This window comes from Hyphomicrobium sp., assembly GCF_041674905.1.
In the GTDB taxonomy this organism is placed as follows: domain Bacteria; phylum Pseudomonadota; class Alphaproteobacteria; order Rhizobiales; family Hyphomicrobiaceae; genus Hyphomicrobium_B.
The window spans coordinates 1-17,813 of the sequence record NZ_JBAYUV010000021.1; the positions used below are offsets into that span (position 1 = coordinate 1).

Consider the following 17,813-nt stretch of genomic DNA (forward strand, 5'->3'; position numbering starts at 1 on the left):
GCGCCGACACCTTGAACACGCGTGAGAAGATCAAAATGAAAAGCCCGGCTGCGATCAGCGCGCCGTGGAAGCTCATGCCGCCTTTCCAGACTTTGACGATCTCGGCCGGGTTCGCGAAGTAGTAGTCGGGATCGTAGAGGAGCACCTGTCCGAGACGGCCGCCGATGATGACTGCGCCGGTGATGTAAAGCAGAAGATCGTCGACGCGCTCGAGCGTCATCGGCGGCTTGCCGTCGAACCAGAGCCTCGGCGTCGAGATCAGGCGGCGGATATAAAGCCAGCCGAGCACAAGTCCCGCGAGATACGCGATGCCGTACCATTTGATCGAGATCGGGCCATACTCGAACGCGATCGGATCGATGTTCGGGTAGGTCAGAAGGGCGAGGGGTGTCATCGATGCTCCAAAGTCAGGTCCGGCCCTTCGCGAGTTGGCCCGCCGAGGGTTGTTTGGGAAGGCACGGTTAATGTCAAGCAGCGCCAACCCCTGCCGCCGCCCTGAATATCCGCTCTCTTGCGGTCCGAACGCGCAATGGCCATAGTCGAAAAGAGCCCTGAACTCTTTGAGACCCGATTATGACCCAGACGACGAATAAATTGTTCGACGACTTTGCCAAGCTGATGACGGAAGCCGCTGGCGCCGCAGAGGGCGTCCGGCGCGAGACCGAGACCGTAATCAGGGGGCAGGCTGAGAAGTTCCTCCGCGACATGAATGTCGTGACGCGCGAGGATTTCGAGGCGGTGCGCGAAGTGGCGCAGAAGGCGCGCCAGGAGAATGAAGCGCTCGCCGTCCGCATCACGGCGCTTGAAGCCGTGCTCGCGAAGACGAAGACGGTCTGACGCATCCCGCCGACCGGCGCTCGGCGGCATCCACAGCTTAGACTGCGTTTTCTACAGTTCGCTGCGCGATACGCATTGCAGGCGCGCATATGCCTGCGCTTCGCCACTTTCACCGTGGACAAGGTTCGCGCGCCAAAGGCGTCAGCTTGCGACTCGTCATGGCGTCTGGTTTTGTCCGGCCCAGCGAAAACGGCGAATTTACTGATCCGACTGGGCCACCTTGGGGCCGCTTGTTTCGCGGAACTCATTTGTCTCGCGGCAGACTGGAGATCGATACACATGGCAGTTGCGGAACAGAAAACTGACCGCGTCTTGAATCCGATCGATCTCATCGAGCAGCTTGCGAACGGTCACGACTGGCCGCACGACCGCGCCAGCGATGAAGAAATGACTCTCATCGTCGCGGGAACCTGGGCCGACTATCACATCTCGATCAACTGGCGCGAAGACCTCGAGGCGTTGCATCTTGCCTGCGCCTTCGACTTCCGCGTTCCGGAAAACCGCCTGACGGAAATGTATCGGCTCGTGGCGCAGATCAACGAGCAACTATGGCTCGGCCATTTCGATCTCTGGACGCAGGAAGGGCTCGTGATGTTCCGCCACGCGCTGCTGCTGAACGGCGCGGTTGCGACGGTCGCCCAGTGCGAGGCCATGCTGAAAGCGGCGCTTGAAGGCTGCGAGCGCTATTACCAGGCCTTCCAGTTCGTCGTGTGGGCGGGTAAGGAGAGCCGTGAGGCCCTGGTTTCGACGATGTTCGAGACGCAGGGACAGGCTTAATCCGGGCGTTTCTCGCCCAAGGTATATCGAGTCATGTCTTTTAGGCTGGATGGCCCGGTTGTGCTCGCTGGCGCCGGCAAGATGGGCGCCGCGCTGCTGTCAGGCTGGATCGCACGCGGGCTTCAACCTCGCGACGTCATCGTTCAGGAACCCAATATCGCGGGCGATGTGGCCGAACTTCAGCGCACGCACGGCTTCAGCGTCGTTTCAAGCATTGAGGCCTTGTCGTCGCCCCCATCCGTGATCGTCGTTGCGGTCAAGCCGCAGGCGATGGACGCCGTGTTTCCAGAACTCGCAAAGCACGCTGGGCCACATACGGTCGTGATGTCGATTGCGGCGGGCAAGTCGATCGCCAGCTTCGAGCGCCATCTTTCACCGGGAATTGCCGTGGTCCGCGCCATGCCGAACACGCCGGCCGCCATTGGCCGCGGGATTACAGGCGCCGTCGGCAACGCTCACGTCACCGAAACGCAGAAAGATCTCTGTTCAAGCCTGCTGAAGGCGGCTGGCGACGTCGTCTGGCTGAACGACGAAGCGTTGATCGACGCCGTGACCGCTGTCTCGGGATCAGGTCCCGCATACGTCTTCCTGCTCGCCGAAACTCTGGCACGCGCTGGGGAGGCGGCGGGTCTCGACGCCAAAACGTCGATGCAACTCGCACGCGCGACCGTATCGGGCGCTGGCGAGCTATTGCATCGGTCGGAGACTGATCCGGCAACGCTCCGGCAGAACGTGACATCGCCCGGCGGCACGACGGCCGCAGCTTTGTCGGTCTTGATGCGAGAGAAGGGTGGTCTGCAGGATCTGCTGACCGAAGCCGTGCTGGCTGCAAAAAAACGAGGCCGCGAACTCGGAAGCTGACGGGGCTGGGTAGTCCGTCAAATCCGCGTTCGCGGCCGATATTTTCATCCCGAATGGGCTGGCGACCCACGGCGATCGGGATTTCGGATCCGGAGACTGCAGGCTTGGAGGACACCTTGCCGAAGTCGAATGAGGAAGTGTCGGAACCGATGTGCCGATAGTGTAATATCATAACATAACGGTCAATTCACAAGCCTGTGTACCGGCCGCAAAAGTTCGATAATCATCTGATATTTATGAATATTATTGCGGAAGCGAGATGATCGCCCTGAGTCCGCCTATCGAACTTTGACCGAGCGCGATTTCCCCGCCATGGCTCTTTGCGATGTCGCGCGCGATGGCAAGCCCAAGGCCGCTATTGCCTTCGTCCTGATTGCGCGCGTGATCCAGCCGGTAGAAGGGACGGAATACATTCTCGCGCTCCGACTCCGGTATGCCCGGACCGTTGTCGTCAACTTCGATGCGCACCCATTGTCCCTCGGTCGCGACGCGAATGATGATGTGATCGCCGAACCGCGCGGCATTGGTGACGAGGTTCGTAATCGCGCGCTTCAACGCTTGCCGCTTCAGCGGCAACACGATGTCGCCCTTGCTCTTGCGCACCTTGAGATCGATCGTCGCCGCGTAGATCGACGCCTCATCGACGATCTCTTGCAGCAGTTCCGGCAGATCGGTCGGCTTCGCTTCCTCGCCGCCGTCGCCCTTCGAGAAGGCGAGGTAGTCCTCGAGCATGTGCTGCATTTCGTTGACGTCGGTTGAGAGCGCGCGCGTCTCCGGCGTATCTTCGAGCAGCGCAAGTTCCAGCTTGAACCGCGTCAAGACTGTCCTGAGGTCATGACTGACGCCCGCAAGCATGGTCGTGCGTTGCTCGACGTGCTGTTTGATGCGGTCGCGCATTTGCAGAAACGCGACTGCCGCCTGACGAACTTCGCGTGCACCGCGAGGCGTGAAATCATCCGGGATCGAGCGGCCCTTGCCGAATGCGTCGGCGGCATCGGCGAGGCGAAGGATCGGGCGAATTTGGTTCCTGAGAAACAGGATCGCAACGGTCAGCAGGATGACCGACGATCCGACCATCCAGAGCAGGAAGATGTGCGAGTTCGAAGCATAGGTCTGGCTGCGCGTCGCAACGAACCGCAGGATGGCGTCGTCGCGCTTGACGCGGATTTCGACGTTCTGGGATTCCCCGACCGTATCGATCCAGAACGGCATCTGGACGTGCTTGCGCAATTCGTTGGAAAGCGCCTTGTCGAGTAAGCGGAAAAACGGCTTCGGTCCCGGCGGCGGCAGATCGCCGGGTGGCAAGATCTCCATTTTGAGGTTCAGCCGGTCGCGCGCGAGATCGACGATTTTCTGCGCGTTATCGGCTTTCGGCAGGTCGCTGTAGACATCGATCAACGCCGCGATATCGCGCGCTGTCGCTTCCGACAGGCGACGCGTCACAGCCTGCCAATGGCGTTCCATGAATGCGAACGCGATGACGCCTTCAAGGACAACGATCGGCGTGATGATGATGAGCAGCGCGCGCGCATACAGCCCTTTCGGCAGCATCTCGCCAGCGATGCTCGTGAGGCGTGCAACGTGGGGGTGCTCGCGAATACGCCGATACAGGGACTGACCCTTGCCGGACTCGCGCGTCGTTTCGTTGATAACCGCCATCGCCGTTTCAGTTTGCCTATGCTTTGGAGATGACGACGTTACTCACGCTTCAATCAGTATAAAGAATATAGCCTTTGCCGCGCACCGTTTGCAGGTAGACCGGGTTCGATGGGTCGGCCTCGATCTTGCGGCGTAGGCGGTTGATTTGCACGTCGATGGCGCGTTCGCTGCCCGTGCTGTCGTCGCTCGAGAGTTCATGCCGGGGAACGGCAACGCCGATGCGTTGCGCAAAGAGCCGCAACAGGTCGCGCTCGCGCTCGGTGAGTTTGATCGTCTCTTCGTCGCGCCTGAGTTCACCGCGCGTGGTGTTGAACACGCAGCCGCCCATGCGGATTTCGTCGCGCGTCGCGGTCGGCGTCTGGCCGCGACGTAGAATATTGCGCAGCCTGAGCAGCAGCTCGCGCGGCTCGAACGGCTTCGAGACGTAATCGTCGACGCCGGCCTCGAGACCTGAGATGCGGTCTTCCGCGTCGGCGAGAGCCGTCAGCATGCAGATTGGAACGGGCCGCGTCGCCTTGAGATCGCGCGCGAGCGTCAGGCCGCATTCACCCGGCATCATCACGTCGAGCAGCACCAGGTCGAATGTGAGCCCGCGCATGAACGAGCGGGCTGCGGCCGCATCCTGGGCCTCGGTCACGCGAAATCCATTGCTCTTTAAAAAGCGCCCGAGCAGGGCTCTAATCTTCTGGTCGTCGTCGACGACAAGAATGTGGGGGGCATTATCGGCAAGCAGTTCGGCGCGATCCTGCACAACTGCACCTCTCATTCGTGGCTTTCGGTTTCCCCCGCGATATCCGCGTGCGGGCCCTTGATCAAAACTTCAACGAGCGGGCGATCCTTTTCGGTAATCATAGCGAAAAGGAACTTGCGCGCGAGCTGATCCGCTCCAGGACCAAGCGCCGCGAGCGCTTCGGCAATGCGTTTGACCTGTATTTGTGTCAGTTTATCGGTCAAACGCGCGCCTTTCGCCGAGAGATATAGTCGCCGCTCCCGCCGGTCCTCGCTGCCGGCGCGCTGAATGACGAAGCCTTCGTCGACGAGCTGCTTCAGGACGCGCGCCAGAGACTGCTTGGTAATCTTCAGAATATCCAGCAATTCCGCGACTTTCAGGCCCGGATTGCGATGAATGAAATGCAGCACCCGATGATGTGCCCGTCCGAAGCCATACTGTTCCAGCATCGTGTCGGGATCGCGCGTGAAATCCCGGTAGGCGAAGTAGAACAATTCGACACAGGAAATGATCTCCGGGTCGATGGCTTGCGCCGTGCCGTCGGTACGTAAGCCGGTCGGGCTCTGCCCTTTTGCGCGCCGGGCGGCGACGCCCTCGGAATTTATGTCAGTCATGTTGACTTATTGGTCCCAATCGTATTCTATTTCAAGACAAATCGCGGGGTAGCAGCGGGTCTTGTGCCCTTGCGAGCGACGAGCCCAAGGACTAATCGTTCTCCCCACCGATCGGGTAGCAGCCGCACGCCACGAGGCCGCGGGACAGACAGTAGCGCCGCGATTTCGCCAAAAGATAATAACCAGCGAAGGACTCTGACGGGCATGGCCGACCTCATTCCGTATCACGACCGCGATGGGCTGATCTGGATGGACGGGGATCTGCAGCCTTGGCGCGACGTCAAGGTCCACGTCCTGACCCATGCCTTGCATTACGCCAGCGCCGTGTTCGAGGGCGAGCGTTGCTATGAGGGCGAAATCTTCAAGCTGACCGAGCATTCCGAGCGCCTCGTCGAGAGCGCCAAGATTCTCGATTTCGACATTCCGTATTCCGTCGCTGAAATCGATCAGGCGTGCCGCGATACGGTCGCAGCCAACAAACTGTCCGATTGCTATGTCCGGCCGCTCGCCTGGCGTGGCAGCGAGCAGATGGGCGTTTCCGCCCGCCAGACCAAGATTCATCTCATGATCGCGGCGTGGAATTGGGGATCGTATTTCCCGATGGAGCAGCGCCTCAAAGGCATTCGCATCACGCATGCGCAGTATCGCCGTCCCGATCCCGCCTGCGCTCCTGCCAAGGCCAAGGCCGCCGGCCTTTACATGATCTGCACGATCGAGAAGCACCGCGCCGAGCGTGCGGGCTATTCTGATGCGTTGATGCTCGACTATCGCGGCCGCGTTGCGGAGTGCACGGGCGCCAACGTCTTCCTGATCAAGGACGGCGTCATTCACACGCCCGAACCCGATTGCTTCCTAGACGGCATTACGCGGCGCACGGTCATCGACCTTGCGAAGGCGCGTGGCATCGAGGTGATCCATCGCGCCATCATGCCCGAGGAACTCGGCAGCTTCACAGAGTGCTTCATCACCGGCACGGCGGCGGAACTAACGCCGGTATCCGAGATTGGCGAGCATCACTACAAGCCCGGTAAAATCAGCGAAACCCTGCTCAACGATTACATGGACATCGTGAAACCGAAGAAGCGCGTGGCAGCGGAGTAACCACGCTCGCCTTTTCACGTGTGCCTATCTTGCGCCGAAGCCCGTATGGGCCGATGCTCGGAACACGTGTGCAACGGGCGGTGCTCGGATGTCGAAAGTCCTGTTCGCAATAACACTTGCCTTCGCGGCCGCGTCGTTCGGCGGCGAAGGTCTGCGCGCCCAGGAAGGACCGGGCGGCGCCATCAATCCAAATCGCGATTGTCAGACGATTCTTACATGCAACTTCCGTAAGGGCGGAAGCTGGCGCGGCTGCGTCTCGTCCTATTCCTGTCGCAAGTGCGAGTTCGTCCCCGCGCCGTGCTCCGTTGTCGGCGGCAAGAAACAACGATTGTGCCGTCAGCTGCAATGCGACTGGAACGGCACGTAAGAAACGACGGAATTAACGTGGATGGCGGACGAACTAACGGCGGTCACGCAGGATCAACGGCGCGCAAACGATCGCCAGAAACACCGCGATCGTAACACCGATAACAACGGTAGTGAGCGCCGATAGAGGACCGCTGATCCACATCGCGACGACATCGATCAGTACGCACCATATCACAGCCGGAACAATCGATGCGACCGCGAGCCCGACAAACTGCGCGCGACTGACCTGCTGCCGTTTCTGCGGCGCAAATCTCGCAACTGCACTCGTCACGACGGCTCGCATTTTTGCCTGTGCTCCATTTGCAGCCAGAGCCCTATCCCCGAAATAGCTTGAGTTTCTTAACTAAGCTAGGAATGCGCAATAAACGGCTGGTTAAAACTCACGAACAAATTGTTACGAGTTGTTGCCTCGATTGAGGAAAATCCAACGCAAATGCCGAATCCAAATGTCGAACGCTTAACGTTTTCCGGCCTTGGTTGTTCCCAAACAGAGGCGAATCACAAAGTTAGCCTAACGCAGTTTTTGCAATTCATCAGCTTGGGAACAATCAATGATCCCCGACATATTTGATGTTGCGATCATAGGAGCGGGTCACAACGGACTGACCAGCGCGGCCTATCTCGCCGCCTCGGGATTGAACGTTGTTGTTCTCGAACGCGCTGGCGTGGTCGGCGGCGCCGCCGCCACCGAAGAATTTGCTCCGGGATTTTCAAACTCGGTGGCGTCGTACACCGTCAGCCTTCTCAATCCGAAAGTCATCGCGGATCTCGATCTGCATCGGCATGGACTCGAAATCATCGAACGGCCGGCCGCGAATTTCTGGCCCGTCGACAGTACGCGGTCGCTGCTGGTGCCCTACGATCCCATCGCGCGCCGCAATGCATTCGCGTCTTTCTCATCGAGAGATGCGGACCGACTTGAGGCATACGATAACGAGCTGACGCGCGCAGTCGCCGTGCTGCGCGACCTCATCACGCGCACGCCGCCGAACGCCGGTGGCGGCATTCTCGAATTGATCAAGGCCGGAGGCATCGGCCGCCGGGTTCTCAATCTCTCGCTTGCCGATCAGCGTCTCTTGCTCGAACTTTTCACGGCGAGCGCGGCCGACTTTCTCGATCGCCGTTTCGAAAACGAGACGGTCAAAGCAGCCTTCGCATTCGACGGCATTGTCGGAGCCTATGCCGCGCCATCGACGCCAGGCACGGCCTACGTGCTGCTTCATCACTGCTTCGGCGAGGTGAACGGCAAGCCCGGACATTGGGGTCACGCGAAAGGCGGCATGGGCGCGATCACGCAAGCGATGGCCCGATCGGCGCAATCGCGCGGCGCGATCATTCGCGTCGGTGCGCCGGTCGAACGCGTGCTTGTCGAAAAGGGACGCGCGGCCGGTCTCGTGTTGAAGTCCGGCGAGATCGTGAGGGCGCGCGCGGTCGCGGCGAACGTCGGGCCGAAGCTTCTGTTCCGCGACCTCGTCGCAGCGACGGATATCGATCCCGAAACGCGCGAACGGTTTCTCGCGATCAAGACCGGCTCCGGAACGTTCCGCATGAACGTGGCGCTCGCGGAGCTGCCGGATTTCGCATGCAGGCCGGGAAAAGAGTTAGCGCCGCATCACGGCGCGGGCATCGTCATCGGCCCGACGATATCCTATCTCGAGCGCGCCTATCTCGATGCGCGCACGCATGGCTGGTCGCGCGAGCCCGTCGTCGAAATGATGATTTCTTCAGCGCTCGATTCGTCGCTCGCACCGGCCGGACGCCACGTCGCGAGCCTGTTCGTGCAGCACGTCGCGCCGCATCTTCCTGACGGCCGAAGCTGGTCGAATGCCCAGGAAAAGGAAGCCTTCGCCGATCTCGTCATCGAGACGGTGACGCGCCACGCATCGAATTTCAAATCCGCCGTTTTAGCTCGCCAGATATTGTCGCCGCTCGACCTCGAACAGCGCTTCGGCCTCGTCGACGGCGATATCTTTCATGGCCAGCTCGGTCTCGGGCAGCTCTTTTCGGCGCGCCCCGTTCTGGGCTATGGCAATTACCGGATGCCGCTCCCGGGGCTGTATCTGTGCGGTTCCGGCGCGCATCCGGGCGGCGGCGTCACCGGCGTTCCGGGCATGAATGCCGCGCGGGAAATTGTGAAAGACATGAAGCGCTGGCGCTCGAAAAGGTGACGACATGCACTGTGGAACATGCATGACGATTTTGAATGTCATCGATCTCGCCGCGAGCCGTCCGGCGGTCGTTGCGCGGGCCGAAGGAGCATAGCGTGCGCATTACGCCGGCGCTTGAGATCGACGAAGCCGAGATCGAGGAACGTTTCGTCCGCGCCTCTGGCCCCGGCGGCCAGAACGTCAACAAAGTTTCGACCGCCGTCGAGCTGCGCTTCGATTTCGCGGCCAATCGCTCGATTCCCGATTACGCGCGCGGCAAGCTGAAGCGTCTCGCCGGTCGACGCCTGACGACCGAAGGCATCGTCGTCATTCAGGCCGATCGTTTTCGAAGCCAGGATCAGAACCGGTCGGATGCGCGTGCGCGGCTGCAGGAGCTTATCGCCGAGGCGCTCGAACGCCCGAAACCGCGAATCAAAACCAGACCGTCGCGCGGCGCACGCGCGGAGCGCGTCAACACCAAAACCGCGCGCGGCAAGGTCAAGAAAATGCGAAGCCGAAAAGTCGACTTCGACTGAGCGAGGAGGGCGAACATCAAACATCCGTTCGCCAAAAGCATTTCGAATTTTAAGATTTGGTAGCGGGAGGCGGACTTGAACCGCCGACCTGCGGATTATGAGACCGCCGCTCTAACCACCTGAGCTATCCCGCCACGCTGTCCGTCACGCGGACATCGAGCGCCGTCTATAGGGAGCCTGCTATCGTCCTGTCAACACGGTGCATCGCGCACCAATGATCGCAAGCGAGATGGCCAGACGATCATTCCGGAATTGGAGAGGCCGGCGCCGGTTACTCGGCGGCAACCGGCTGTTCGGCGGCCGAAGCCAGCTTGCGGAAGCGCATCATCGTGAACAAGCCCAGCGGACGCAAGGACTTGCGATCCACCAATTCGAGGTCGTCACAGACCATCACGCGCGACACGTCGAACACCGAGTGCCAGCCGACCAGATCGGCGAACGGCGCCATCTGCCGCTCGACCCAGCCGCGGACGCCCTGCTCCTGGCTGAAATGATTGACGAGCATGACTTCCCCGCCTGGCTTGGTGACCCGCGACAGCTCCAGCATCACTTGCCGGGGATCGGGCACGACGGTGATGACATACATCGCAACGACGGAATCGAACGAATTGTCCGGGAAGCGAAGGCTACCGGCGTCCATCTCGTATAGGCCGGAGACATTGACGAGCTGCTCGTTCTTGACGCGCTCCCGGGCCTTGTCGAGCATCTCCGGAGCGAGATCGATGCCGACGATATCGAGATGCTTCTTGTACGAGGGAAGCGATAGCCCGGTTCCGACCCCGACCTCGAGCACCCGGCCCGAGCCGCCGTTGATGATCTCGACCGCGTGCCGGCGGCCGGCCGTCGAGACCGCGCCGAACGTGTAGTCGTAAACCGGCGCCCAGCGGCGATATGCATCGCGGACGGCGCCCTCATCGAGTTGAACGGCCTTTGGCTCGAACCGCCTCTTTGCAACACCGGCTTGAGCGCCAGCTGCGCGCCGAAAATCCGATCCGTTCTCGCCCACCGCTATCTCCATCACTGTGTAACGCGCGTACCGACTATCTCTGCGCCTCGGCCAGAGTATGGCTTTGTGCGCGATAGCCTTCTTGATTTGCGGCTTTCACCGTTTTTGCAATCCAGCCGCCGCCGAGCACGCGTGCCCCAGGCTCCTGGCTGGCATAGAACACGCAGGCTTGCCCGGTCGCAATACCTTCTTCTCCATCGTGCAACTCGACTTTGCCGCCACCGTCGGCAGCGGCCGTGACGAGCGCCGCGCGAAGCTTTTGCGAGGAGCGCATGCGAACGAAGAGTTCCAATCCGCTCGCGGCGCTTTCCGCGAACGATTTTTCTCCGAGCCAGTTGACGTCGCGCAAGATCAGTCCCGTCGTCGTCAGGGCCGAGCGCGGCCCAACCACGACTTCATTTTTAGCTGCATCGAGCCGCACGACATAAAGCGGCTCCGCTGCCGGGATCTTGATGCCGCGCCGCTGGCCGACCGTGTAGTGGACGATGCCCTCGTGACGGCCGAGCACGCGCCCGTCCAGATGCACGATGTTGCCCGCGTCGAGCGCGTTCGGCTTCAGGCGTTCGATGACGTCCGTGTAGCGTCCGGTCGGAACGAAGCAGATGTCCTGACTGTCGGATTTGTCGGCGACCGGAAGATTGAATGAGCGCGCCAGGTCACGAACCTCGGACTTTTCCAGCCCGCCGACCGGAAACCAGAGCGCCGCGAGCTGCGCCTTTGTGATGCCGAACAGGAAATAGCTCTGATCGCGATCGGTATCGACGGCGCGCGCCAGTTCCGGTCCGTGCTCCGTTTCGCGCCTTTGCACGTAATGTCCGGTGACTAGAACCTCGGCGCCCAGGTCCTTTGCGGTATCGAGCAGATCGCGGAACTTGATCTCGTTATTGCATGTGACGCACGGGATTGGCGTCTCGCCGTGCACGTAGCTCTCGGCAAACGATTCGATCACCTTCTGGGCGAATCGGGCTTCGTAATCGAGAACGTAATGCGGAATGCCGAGCGTCTCCGCGACGCGCCGCGCATCGTGGATGTCCTGGCCCGCGCAGCAGCTGCCTTTGCGGCCCGTCGCGCTCCCGTGATCGTAGAGTTGCAATGTCACGCCGATGACGTCGTGCCCGGCGGCCTTCATGATCGCGGCCGCGACCGAGCTGTCGACCCCGCCGGACATGGCGACGACGACACGCTTCTTGGCACTCGGGACGGCGGCTGGCGTCTGAAAATTGGTCATCGGAGGTGGCAAAAAACCCATCTTTGCTGACAAACGGCAATGCCAGGGCTGGAGCCAGGGTTATACCCCGGCGCGGGCGGGCATCAAAAGACCAAATATATTCAACGTGTTATTCTTGGTCTTGGCGGCAAAATTCGTCGGATCTCACCACGCTCCTTAATTCCATAGTTCATTAAATGGGTCTCCCGCAAGTCGCCCGCAAGCATTTACCCGATTGGCCCGTTATTCGCTGTTTGTCGTTTAGGGTTATCAGCGTGACTCAAAACGGAACGGGAAATTACGCTCCGAGGTTTAATTACGTTGAATTGGCACGACCATTTAACTACTGTTTACTCAAGGGCTTAGTGCTAATTTAATGGCAACCCGCTATAAGTATCCCCCGTGGTCAGAGAGTGTGTATCGAGTATCATGACCGAACAACAGATGAGAGCGCGCGGGCGCTACGTGATCGGCCCCGATGGGTCACCGCTCACGGTCGCCGATCTTCCCCCGCGGGACACAAAGCGATGGGTGATCCGTCGCAAGGCCGAAGTTGTCGCCGCCGTTCGCGGTGGTCTTCTCAGCATTGAGGAGGCATGCGAGCGATATACGTTGACCGTCGACGAGTTTCTGTCGTGGCAGCGTTCGATCGACAAGCATGGTCTCCCGGGTCTGCGCGCAACGCGTTTGCAGGACTATCGAGAGTAATCTCGACGCCGCCATCGGCGATGCGAGTGACTGATGCGTCGGTCGCTCCGTATGGTCGTGTCGATCAGTCCGCTGACGTTTTCTGCTGCGGACTTGCGGATGCTTTCGCTTGCGCGGGAACAGCCAAGTCTTTCGATTTCGAGTTGTCTTTCGCCTTAGCGTTGGGCTTCTTGCCGACTTTGGGCTTGGCCGCCGGAGCTGCTTCCGCGACGGGCTGCGGAGCCGACGGCGTCCAGCCGGCAACGGCCGACGAAGGACTGCAGCCGCTCTCCCCCTTGGTCCAGCGCGTGATGTCGCCCGTCATCGCGGTCGCGAAAGCGTCCGTCATTTTCATATTTTCAACCCTGACGGTCGCCGAAGCTTCGCCTGTCGGATCGATATCGACGAGGTAGGCCTTCGGGCCGCGCGGATTGGCCTGCGTCGCATCGCGGCGATGAATGAGAATTTGTGCCTTGCCGCCGCGTGAGGGTGGCGCCGCCGTCGCGTGATAGACGTAGTCGGTCTTGAGCGGCCCCCCGACCGTGAACCAGCATTTCATCGCACCGGTCGCGACGCGGGAATAGATGTCGGTCGCCGATCCGCCCTGGCCGCCGGTCTGATCGACGACGGTTCCGGTTTCTTGTGCTGCGCCCGGCGCGGAGGGCGGTCGCGTCGCCGCCGCCTCCGCCTCCGAGGCAGCTTCGACGGACGGAGCAGTCGGCAAGCTGAGCGTCGGCAATTTCGGCGCACTTCCGGCGCATCCCGATAGGATCAGGCCGGTAGCCAGCGCGAGCAGCGCCTTGGATGAGCAACTGTCTGCCATTGTGCTCCGCTTGATGACGCGCACGGAAGGCCCCGAGTGGGCAACGACCGAGAACCCGTTTGCCCGGCAAGAGCCCGTCCGGCAAGAGGGTTACCCACCGGCCAAACGGCGCGATCAGGAATGGACACAGGAAAAAGGCGGCGCCTTTCGGGCGCCGCCTGCTTTCAATTGTGTCTTTGATTCGCTCGCCGCGAGGCTTGCGGGCCGAATTCCCGTTCTAGCGGAGCGCGCTCAAGCCGAAAGGTCTTTCGCGGCGCCCGCGCGGATCGTGCTGACCGTCGATCTGCTGGCTGGCGCGGGAAAACTGTTCCATCGTGTCGTCGCGCTCGCGGACGGCGGAGGCAAGCTTCTCGCGAAGACCTTCCGTCGACTGCCGGAGGTTGTCGCGGCGAAGAGCTGCAGCCTTGGCAAACGTAGAATAGGAAAAATGTCCTCGGTCGCGAACACCGGTACGATCTTCCTCGAGCTGGATTTGACGCTCGAGATCGGATGCCATCTGGTCGAATTCGCGAATGATTCTCTCGAGGTCCTCGACCTTCCTCGATTTCTCCTCGACCTCACGGCGCTTGAGAAGAATGGTCGTCTCACGTGATTTCATCGTTCGATACCCTGCACACATTCGAACTTACGTGGCCGATCAATCAAAAAACGTGCCAAAGGCGCGAAAAGATTTCGTGGCCGAAGCAACATGAACATCAGCGGTAATCGCGGTGCGTTAACCGCGTTGCATCGCCTCGTTGCTACTTCAATACTAAGCATAACATGTTACGCTTAAGTTGCGGTAAAGCAACGCGTAACCTTTTCTGACGCAGCGTCCCGATAAGGGGCAGTTTTTCGCCACAAGCAATCTAGGGCGCGGCTGCGAATTCTGTTAGCTCTTGATTCGAACCGAATGCGGGTCGCAAGGCGGTCGAGAAACGAGCCGGAAGGGTGGGCGCCCTGATGGCAGGTTTTCGCGGCGGGATCTGTTACGCGGTCGAGAGGGGCGCAGTTCTAATTTTCTAATATTTTGGCGGGCCAGCTTTGGCGCGAACGGGCATTTGTGCCCGCGAAACGAGAAAGACGGGTCTGTCCGCGAGGGCCAACGGCGGTCACGGTCATGCTGTTAAGACACGGCGGAAACCAATCTGCAGAAATGGCTAACGCGGAATTAGGGTTTGTTAACCTCTCGTCGCTAACTTCCTAACGATCGCTTAGCTCGAACTGTAGTGCGTTTCTTTGGGCGAACAGCAGACATGGCGCGGAGTCATTGGATTAGGGCACCAGAGGAACGGTCATGAGGGTTCTACTCATAGAAGACGACAGCGCTACGGCGCAAAGCATCGAGTTGATGCTTCAATCTGAAGGTTTTAACGTTTACACGACCGACCTCGGGGAAGAGGGTGTCGATCTCGGTAAGCTTTACGACTACGATATTATTCTTCTCGATTTGAACTTGCCGGACATGAGCGGCTATGAGGTTCTGAAGACACTCCGTGTCTCAAAGGTCTCAACGCCGATTCTGATCCTGTCGGGCCTCGCCGGCATCGACGACAAGGTTCGCGGCCTCGGCTTCGGCGCCGACGACTATATGACGAAGCCGTTCCACAAGGACGAGCTCGTCGCCCGCATCCAGGCGATCGTCCGCCGTTCGAAGGGCCATGCCCAGTCGATCATCGAAACCGGCGATCTCCGCGTCAACCTCGACACCAAGACGGTCGACGTCAACGGCCAGCGCGTGCATCTGACGGGCAAGGAATACCAGATGCTGGAGCTTCTCTCGCTCCGCAAGGGTACGACGCTCACCAAGGAGATGTTCTTGAACCATCTCTACGGCGGCATGGACGAGCCGGAACTGAAGATCATCGACGTGTTCATCTGCAAGCTCAGAAAGAAACTGCAGACGGCGACCGGTGGCAAGCACTACATCGAGACGGTCTGGGGCCGTGGCTATGTGCTTCGCGATCCGGGTCACGAAGGTTCGGAAGCCGCATAAACTCCCCGCTGCCGTTCGCCTTTCTCCAGCTCTATCCACGCGTACAGGGGCCATGATGGCCCCTGTGGTGTTTCTGAAACCGGCAGCTCGCGCAGCCGCGGTTGTGTCCGCTCCTTACTTCAGAGGCGCAGCCTCTGGGGCGCTGGACCCGAAGCGATAGTTGACCGACAGGCGGCCAACCTGGATGTCCGGGTCGAACTTCGTCGACACGATTTCGTTGATCTCGGGAAGATCATTGGGAAGCAGTTTCACGGTTTCGGCGCCGAGGTCGATGTAGCGATATTCCGCCTTCAGCGACAACGAATCGTTCAGTCGCGTTTCGATACCACCGCCGATGAACCCGCCGCTCAGGCGTCGGCCGGAGATAAGGGTTGTTCCACCGACTCCGACGTCCTCGCCGTCGACACTGATGCCGATCGACACGTTCGTATCGTCCACTTCGACATTGGCGTAGCCGCCGCTGACGAACAGCATTGTATCTGGCCGTGCCAGGTAGCCGATGCGCCCGCCAACCATCAGCATGTTTTTCAATTGGGTTTTCGTGCTGCCGTGAAGTTCGGCGTCCTCGCCTATCGACAGCGAGAGGCTATTGCTCTGCTTTAAATGTGAATAATCGGCATCTCCAAACGCACCGATCACGAAGCTCGGGCTGATCTGATAATCATAGCCTGCAGTGGCGAAAAGAATGCCACCGTCGTGTCCGAATGGAATTCCTGCACTAAAGAGTGAGCCTGGATCGGGTTCGGATCGGTCGGCTAGCTCCAAAGTATTTTTGGCAACTCCGTACCCGGCGCCGACGCCCAGGTAGGCGCCGGTCCAGCTACTAGTGACCGGCGGGATCGAATCGTCCGGCGCTTCCGTCTTGCCGTCGCCGAAGCGGTAGTTGAGCGACACGCGTCCCGTTTGAATTTGCGGCTTGATCGAGCCGGTCACGAACTCGTTCGCGCCTGAGCCTGGTAAAATGTCGAGGCTCTCGGCCTGCAGGGATGTATAGCGATATTCCGCCTTGATGCTGAATCCGTTGGAGATCAGCGTTTCAACGCCGCCGCCGAGAAAATAGCCATTAAAGCTACCGACCCCAGCAAGCGTGCCGCCGCCCGAGCCACCGCCGAGATTGAGGTTGGCTTTGATGTCGCTTGATTCGGCGTGCGCGTATCCGAAGGTCGAAAAGAATAGCGTCGTGGGCGCGATGAGATAGCCGAGACGTCCGCCGATGGAGAGTTGGTTTTCGATCTTGAAGTCGATGCTGGCGTTAACTTCGCCAAGCTCGCTGCCCGCTCCAATTCGCGTGTCGATGTCGGAAAAATCGTAGTCGATGAAGGCGCCGACAATCAATGGACCGAAAAGGACATGATCGTAGCCGGCGCTGAGCGTAGCAAAGCCGCCCGATCCGCCGAAGCCGCTGATGCCGATGTTGGCATCGATGAAGGAAGAGATGGCGGGACCGGTGGCGAGGTTTAAATCGTTCTTCGCCATGCCGTAGCCGCCGCCGATACCTAATGACACGCCTTCCCAATCATTGGCGGAAGCGGGGGTCGCCAGGGACGATGCTGTGGCACTCGATACTATAAGAAGCCCTGCAAATATCTTTTTCACCGGTCCCATCCTTATAAAATTCATTATGCTCAATCAGTGATCTGATAGTCCGATTCGGAACCGGCGAACGGTCGTGATGTCGAGATTCTCCTGTACGTGGTTTTGTATTCACATCAGCCATTTGAACTAGACGGTGCATCTTTCGCTGCAGGAATGTCGGCGCTTGCGGTTTCGCCAACGGATGCTCTAAGACCGCAGTTCATCCTCAGGAGCCGCGATAGATGAGCGACGCGACCACCCCGCCTCAATCTCCGCTGAAGGCTGCGATCGTGCGCGTCACGCCGTTCGAGCAGAACTGCACGCTGATTTGGAACGAGGCGACAAAGCGCGGTGCCGTCGTCGATCCGGGCGGCGATCTCGACCGGATCTTTCGCGGCATCGACGAAGCCGAAATCGAGATCGAGAAGATTTTGCTGACCCACGGTCACATCGACCACGCCGGCGCCGCGGCTGAGCTACGCCAGGAACTCGGCGTCAAGATCGAGGGCCCTCACAGGGCCGATGCGCTCTTGCTCGATAATCTCGAGAAGCAGGGCGAAATGTACGGCATTCCCGACGTGCGCAACGTCAAGCCCGACCGTTGGCTCGATGATGGCGACGTCGTCACCGTCGCCGGTCACACGTTCAATATCTTCCATTGCCCGGGCCATTCGCCGGGATCGGTCGTGTTCTTCGATGCGGCGCAGCGATTCGCGCTTGTTGGCGACGTCCTGTTTCGCGGCTCGATCGGCCGCACGGACTTCCCCTACGGCGACCACGACGCGCTGATTGCGGCGATCAAGACCAAACTCTTGCCGCTCGGAGACGACATTGCCTTCATCTGCGGACACGGGCCGCCGGGGCAATTCGGTCAGGAACGGCTGACAAATCCATTCCTTGTTTGAGCTG

The 17,813-nt window shown here is 60.1% G+C and carries 20 protein-coding genes and 1 tRNA gene; 10 read left to right on the forward strand and 11 right to left on the reverse strand.

Translation table 11 applies throughout. The annotated features are described in order from the left end of the window. The coding region (locus WC026_RS09995; protein ID WP_372710774.1) for a prolipoprotein diacylglyceryl transferase at positions 1–394 on the reverse strand (394 nt) is incomplete at its 3' end. Positions 395–573: 179 nt separating this feature from the next. On the opposite strand from WC026_RS09995, the gene WC026_RS10000 reads away from it, so the two are divergent. The 3 genes from WC026_RS10000 (at position 574) to proC (ending at position 2,475) form a co-directional block, all read left to right on the forward strand. After that, positions 574–837 carry an accessory factor UbiK family protein gene (locus WC026_RS10000; RefSeq protein WP_372710775.1) on the forward strand — a complete coding sequence of 88 codons (264 nt, stop codon included), beginning with the start codon at positions 574–576 and terminating at the stop codon, positions 835–837. Between the two features lie 279 nt (positions 838–1,116). After that, positions 1,117–1,614 carry a YbjN domain-containing protein gene (locus tag WC026_RS10005; RefSeq protein ID WP_372710776.1) on the forward strand — a complete coding sequence of 166 codons (498 nt, stop codon included), beginning with the start codon at positions 1,117–1,119 and terminating at the stop codon, positions 1,612–1,614. A 33-nt stretch (positions 1,615–1,647) separates the two neighbouring features. Beyond that, entirely contained in the window at positions 1,648–2,475 is an 828-nt protein-coding gene (gene proC / locus WC026_RS10010; protein ID WP_372710777.1) for a pyrroline-5-carboxylate reductase, read from the forward strand. Between the two features lie 243 nt (positions 2,476–2,718). On the opposite strand, the gene WC026_RS10015 is transcribed toward proC, so the two are convergent. The 3 genes from WC026_RS10015 to WC026_RS10025 are packed head-to-tail and all read right to left on the reverse strand — an operon-like array spanning position 2,719 to position 5,478. Continuing rightward, positions 2,719–4,134 carry an ATP-binding protein gene (locus WC026_RS10015; RefSeq protein WP_372710778.1) on the reverse strand — a complete coding sequence of 472 codons (1,416 nt, stop codon included), beginning with the start codon at positions 4,132–4,134 and terminating at the stop codon, positions 2,719–2,721. 49 nt (positions 4,135–4,183) lie between these two features. Then, the gene (locus WC026_RS10020; RefSeq protein ID WP_372710779.1) at positions 4,184–4,900 is read right to left on the reverse strand and encodes a response regulator; all 717 of its coding nucleotides are present in this window, start codon (positions 4,898–4,900) and stop codon (positions 4,184–4,186) included. Then, the gene (locus WC026_RS10025) at positions 4,897–5,478 is read right to left on the reverse strand and encodes a MarR family winged helix-turn-helix transcriptional regulator (protein WP_372710780.1); all 582 of its coding nucleotides are present in this window, start codon (positions 5,476–5,478) and stop codon (positions 4,897–4,899) included. The genes WC026_RS10020 and WC026_RS10025 overlap by 4 nt, the downstream gene beginning before the upstream one ends. Before the next feature lie 204 nt (positions 5,479–5,682). Between WC026_RS10025 and WC026_RS10030 the strand changes: the two genes are divergently transcribed. After that, on the forward strand, positions 5,683–6,579 hold the full coding sequence (locus tag WC026_RS10030; RefSeq protein WP_372710781.1) for a branched-chain amino acid aminotransferase: 897 nt from the start codon (positions 5,683–5,685) through the stop codon (positions 6,577–6,579). An 88-nt stretch (positions 6,580–6,667) separates the two neighbouring features. After that, positions 6,668–6,946: a hypothetical protein gene (locus WC026_RS10035; RefSeq protein WP_372710782.1), complete on the forward strand. Its 279-nt coding sequence runs from the start codon at positions 6,668–6,670 to the stop codon at positions 6,944–6,946. 33 nt (positions 6,947–6,979) lie between these two features. Here the strand turns inward: WC026_RS10035 and WC026_RS10040 are convergent, their stop codons facing one another. Beyond that, positions 6,980–7,231, reverse strand: a complete 252-nt coding sequence (locus WC026_RS10040; RefSeq protein ID WP_372710784.1) for a hypothetical protein — start codon at positions 7,229–7,231, stop codon at positions 6,980–6,982. A gap of 268 nt (positions 7,232–7,499) precedes the next feature. Between WC026_RS10040 and WC026_RS10045 the strand changes: the two genes are divergently transcribed. Together WC026_RS10045 and arfB are read left to right on the forward strand one after the other, a co-directional pair. Beyond that, the gene (locus tag WC026_RS10045) at positions 7,500–9,116 is read left to right on the forward strand and encodes a phytoene desaturase family protein (protein ID WP_372710785.1); all 1,617 of its coding nucleotides are present in this window, start codon (positions 7,500–7,502) and stop codon (positions 9,114–9,116) included. Between the two features lie 95 nt (positions 9,117–9,211). After that, positions 9,212–9,631 carry an alternative ribosome rescue aminoacyl-tRNA hydrolase ArfB gene (gene arfB, locus WC026_RS10050; protein ID WP_372710786.1) on the forward strand — a complete coding sequence of 140 codons (420 nt, stop codon included), beginning with the start codon at positions 9,212–9,214 and terminating at the stop codon, positions 9,629–9,631. 57 nt (positions 9,632–9,688) lie between these two features. Here the strand turns inward: arfB and WC026_RS10055 are convergent. The 3 genes from WC026_RS10055 to mnmA form a co-directional block, all read right to left on the reverse strand. Next, positions 9,689–9,765 (reverse strand) — tRNA-Met (locus WC026_RS10055). A gap of 137 nt (positions 9,766–9,902) precedes the next feature. Continuing rightward, the gene (locus tag WC026_RS10060; RefSeq protein ID WP_372710788.1) at positions 9,903–10,637 is read right to left on the reverse strand and encodes a class I SAM-dependent methyltransferase; all 735 of its coding nucleotides are present in this window, start codon (positions 10,635–10,637) and stop codon (positions 9,903–9,905) included. Positions 10,638–10,671: 34 nt separating this feature from the next. Next, positions 10,672–11,865 (reverse strand): tRNA 2-thiouridine(34) synthase MnmA, encoded by a 1,194-nt coding sequence (gene mnmA, locus WC026_RS10065; RefSeq protein WP_372710789.1) that lies wholly within the window; start codon positions 11,863–11,865, stop codon positions 10,672–10,674. Between the two features lie 408 nt (positions 11,866–12,273). Between mnmA and WC026_RS10070 the strand changes: the two genes are divergently transcribed. Further along, on the forward strand, positions 12,274–12,552 hold the full coding sequence (locus WC026_RS10070; RefSeq protein WP_013216444.1) for a DUF1153 domain-containing protein: 279 nt from the start codon (positions 12,274–12,276) through the stop codon (positions 12,550–12,552). 64 nt (positions 12,553–12,616) lie between these two features. Here the strand turns inward: WC026_RS10070 and WC026_RS10075 are convergent, their stop codons facing one another. Beyond that, complete coding sequence (locus WC026_RS10075; RefSeq protein ID WP_372710790.1) at positions 12,617–13,354, reverse strand: hypothetical protein; 738 nt, start codon at positions 13,352–13,354, stop codon at positions 12,617–12,619. Between the two features lie 217 nt (positions 13,355–13,571). Beyond that, a complete protein-coding gene (locus WC026_RS10080; RefSeq protein ID WP_372710791.1) occupies positions 13,572–13,952 on the reverse strand; it encodes a flagellar export protein FliJ in 381 nt (126 codons plus the stop codon). A 678-nt stretch (positions 13,953–14,630) separates the two neighbouring features. Here WC026_RS10080 and ctrA point away from each other — a divergent pair. Then, positions 14,631–15,329: a response regulator transcription factor CtrA gene (gene ctrA / locus WC026_RS10085; RefSeq protein WP_013216441.1), complete on the forward strand. Its 699-nt coding sequence runs from the start codon at positions 14,631–14,633 to the stop codon at positions 15,327–15,329. 114 nt (positions 15,330–15,443) lie between these two features. Here ctrA and WC026_RS10090 read toward each other — a convergent pair whose 3' ends face one another. After that, positions 15,444–16,925: an outer membrane protein gene (locus WC026_RS10090; RefSeq protein ID WP_372710792.1), complete on the reverse strand. Its 1,482-nt coding sequence runs from the start codon at positions 16,923–16,925 to the stop codon at positions 15,444–15,446. Between the two features lie 221 nt (positions 16,926–17,146). On the opposite strand from WC026_RS10090, the gene WC026_RS10095 reads away from it, so the two are divergent. Further along, positions 17,147–17,809, forward strand: coding sequence for an MBL fold metallo-hydrolase (locus WC026_RS10095; RefSeq protein WP_372710793.1), 663 nt, complete (start codon positions 17,147–17,149; stop codon positions 17,807–17,809). The last annotated feature ends 4 nt before the right edge of the window (positions 17,810–17,813 follow it).

What these genes read in the sequence shown, in the direction of transcription:
- WC026_RS10000 (WP_372710775.1), top strand. Translation starts at nt 574, where the DNA reads ATGACCCAGACGACGAATAAATTGTTCGACGACTTTGCCAAGCTGATG.
- WC026_RS10005 (WP_372710776.1), top strand. Translation starts at nt 1,117, where the DNA reads ATGGCAGTTGCGGAACAGAAAACTGACCGCGTCTTGAATCCGATCGAT.
- proC (WP_372710777.1), top strand. Translation starts at nt 1,648, where the DNA reads ATGTCTTTTAGGCTGGATGGCCCGGTTGTGCTCGCTGGCGCCGGCAAG.
- WC026_RS10015 (WP_372710778.1), bottom strand. Translation starts at nt 4,134, where the DNA reads ATGGCGGTTATCAACGAAACGACGCGCGAGTCCGGCAAGGGTCAGTCC.
- WC026_RS10020 (WP_372710779.1), bottom strand. Translation starts at nt 4,900, where the DNA reads ATGAGAGGTGCAGTTGTGCAGGATCGCGCCGAACTGCTTGCCGATAAT.
- WC026_RS10025 (WP_372710780.1), bottom strand. Translation starts at nt 5,478, where the DNA reads ATGACTGACATAAATTCCGAGGGCGTCGCCGCCCGGCGCGCAAAAGGG.
- WC026_RS10030 (WP_372710781.1), top strand. Translation starts at nt 5,683, where the DNA reads ATGGCCGACCTCATTCCGTATCACGACCGCGATGGGCTGATCTGGATG.
- WC026_RS10035 (WP_372710782.1), top strand. Translation starts at nt 6,668, where the DNA reads ATGTCGAAAGTCCTGTTCGCAATAACACTTGCCTTCGCGGCCGCGTCG.
- WC026_RS10040 (WP_372710784.1), bottom strand. Translation starts at nt 7,231, where the DNA reads ATGCGAGCCGTCGTGACGAGTGCAGTTGCGAGATTTGCGCCGCAGAAA.
- WC026_RS10045 (WP_372710785.1), top strand. Translation starts at nt 7,500, where the DNA reads ATGATCCCCGACATATTTGATGTTGCGATCATAGGAGCGGGTCACAAC.
- mnmA (WP_372710789.1), bottom strand. Translation starts at nt 11,865, where the DNA reads ATGACCAATTTTCAGACGCCAGCCGCCGTCCCGAGTGCCAAGAAGCGT.
- WC026_RS10070 (WP_013216444.1), top strand. Translation starts at nt 12,274, where the DNA reads ATGACCGAACAACAGATGAGAGCGCGCGGGCGCTACGTGATCGGCCCC.
- WC026_RS10075 (WP_372710790.1), bottom strand. Translation starts at nt 13,354, where the DNA reads ATGGCAGACAGTTGCTCATCCAAGGCGCTGCTCGCGCTGGCTACCGGC.
- WC026_RS10080 (WP_372710791.1), bottom strand. Translation starts at nt 13,952, where the DNA reads ATGAAATCACGTGAGACGACCATTCTTCTCAAGCGCCGTGAGGTCGAG.
- ctrA (WP_013216441.1), top strand. Translation starts at nt 14,631, where the DNA reads ATGAGGGTTCTACTCATAGAAGACGACAGCGCTACGGCGCAAAGCATC.
- WC026_RS10095 (WP_372710793.1), top strand. Translation starts at nt 17,147, where the DNA reads ATGAGCGACGCGACCACCCCGCCTCAATCTCCGCTGAAGGCTGCGATC.